Annotated in this window: 1 protein-coding gene; it reads left to right on the top strand. The window is 60.9% G+C overall.

Translation table 11 applies throughout. The features are described 5' to 3' along the window. Nucleotides 1-109 precede the first annotated feature (109 nt). Nucleotides 110-2,053, top strand: a complete 1,944-nt coding sequence (locus tag OSA81_13670; GenBank protein MDE0900050.1) for a right-handed parallel beta-helix repeat-containing protein — start codon at nucleotides 110-112, stop codon at nucleotides 2,051-2,053. Nucleotides 2,054-2,276: the final 223 nt, after the last annotated feature.

Consider the following 2,276-nt stretch of genomic DNA (forward strand, 5'->3'; position numbering starts at 1 on the left):
AAGAAAGATTGACAAGGCCGTCTGGTGTGCGAAAAATGACACAACTGTCGCCGTTGTTGGATGAGCTGCCCAAGGGAGTCCTGCGGAGATGAAATTTTGGGATAAGGAAATGATTTGTATGATGGACTTGAGGATTTTTAAAGTTTTGAACTGGTGCGTATTAGCAACGCCGAGATCCTTCTCGGTTGCATTCGTAGCGATTGCTGCTGCGGGAACTACGTCTCTTCTCGCTAGCGTCGCGCTGGCTGACGGTCCTGCCGTGACGCTTCTGAGTCAGGCGGCATTTGAGGATGGGACCTACGAGATCTCGGAGCCTGGCGTCTACCGCCTGGCTGAGGATATTTCGTTCAATCCTCACCCCGTCGGGAGCCTTGGTGAAGACGGAGTGACTAAGCTCGACGCTTACGACGCGGGTTTGCCTTTCCGATCCCAGCTTGGAATGGGAGAAGGTCAGTATGACCCGGCCGCGTACGGCATAGGTTTTTTCGCCGCGATAGCGATCTTCGCGGATGACGTGACGCTTGACCTCAACGGTCACACGATCGAACAGCATGCCGAGCACGCGCTGCTGCAGCGCTTCTTCGCGGTCATCGAGACCTCTGATCGGCCCTTCGTTCCAGGCCAGGGGCCGCACGGTTTTGGGGCGACGATCCAGTCGGCCACGAATCTGACCATCAAGAACGGCACGATCGGTAGAAGTTCTCATCACGGCATCCACGGCAATGGCAACCGCAATGTGAAGATCAAGAACGTCGACTTCGTCGACTTCGAGGTCGCCGCGGTCGCGCTCAATGGAGTCGAGGGTCTGAAGGTCATCGAGACCACCGCGCGCAACCGCGAGGATGTTCCGGTCATCGGCACATACTCGAACGCGCGCTTCATTGCCGCCTACCTCGACTGGCTTGTCATGACAAGCTCTGCGACGACCCTCCGCGTTCAGGGCGTGGAGCTGAGCGCGAGCCAGGTCCAGTCGGCGCTGCGAGCCTCGGTAAACGCAGTGTTCGAAGACGTGATCGAGGATGGGGCGGGGTTCATCGACCCGGTCGAGCATCCCGACGCCTACGCGCTCTACCACAACTGGCATGGGATCATCGACGGCAACTCCTACGGCTTCCTCGTTAATCCGCTGGGGGTCGCGGTGAACGGTTTCCCGAACCGAGCGAAGGCCAACCCGTCGCGCGACATCGTCTTCCGAGACGTGTCGATTTCGAGCCAGCGGGCCTTCATCAACGAGGTGGTCGCTGTCAGGCAGGGTGCGGGGCCGGCGATCGACCCCATCGGGGCAGTCTTCATGCTGAAGAACACCCATCCCGACACGGGCGCGCCGATCACGGTCACCTCGCTGGAGGATGGTACGGCGACCTATCGCGGCAACGCCCTTGCCAACGCGCAGGCGCTCGTCGCGAAGGCTGCGCACAACGAGGAGTTTCCGCCCTTCCTGAATGTTAGTCGCCTCAACATCACGCCGGAGATCGTTTCGTGGATCGAGTCCCAGGGGGTTCTCTCGGACCTGGTGCCGACCCCGTCGGATTACCTCTGCAATGGGGACACCATGTTCCACGTAAACAAGGGGGTTATCGGCTTCAAGATCGACGGGGCCGTCGGGGTCCGGATGCGCGACACCGAAGCGGAAAACCTCGAAAACTTGGGTCTTCAGGGCACCTCGCTCTGTGGCGATTACGCGAAGTCTAACCCTCACGCGACGCTCGAGGGGTACGGAGGTGCCACGGTTCGGGCCTACACCTTCGCGGGCTCCAGCGATGTGCGGCTTAAGGACGTCTCTGCCTCGAACCTCTGGTCGCTCGCGGGATCGGTCTCGGGCTGCGAGGTTCTCACGGACTCCGACAGAATCCGGGTCCGCGACTGCGACGTCTATGACGTCGAGGCAGGCTTGAGCTTCGTCGACGGAGAGGTCGGACCGAACGAGGAGCCGACGGCGACGGGCGTCCGGATCGGCGCGGACGCGGGTTCGAAGATCCGTACGCGAAACATCCGCCTCGACGGGGCCGAAGCGTTCGGCGACGTCACGACGATCCGTGACGATCGACCCTGAATAGTTGCAAAGCGTCGGGAGTATGACGTGGCGCCTCGACCTTCGGGTCGGGGCGCTTTTGCGTTGGGGCAGGACACCGTCTTTGGTGGCCACGAAGATTGGAGACGGTGCGCCCGCTGCTGCGATCGTCTTGCCGACGCTTCCGTGTCCGGTGGGGGGTAGGAAAAACAGTGCGACCAGGCACTGCTGGTCGATTGGGATAGGAGGATATGCGATGTCTCCT

Source organism: Longimicrobiales bacterium (assembly GCA_028823235.1).
GTDB lineage: Bacteria > Gemmatimonadota > Gemmatimonadetes > Longimicrobiales > Gaopeijiaceae > UBA2589.

Coding starts and splice junctions, on each gene's coding strand:
- OSA81_13670 (MDE0900050.1), top strand. CDS start 110: ATGATTTGTATGATGGACTTGAGGATTTTTAAAGTTTTGAACTGGTGC.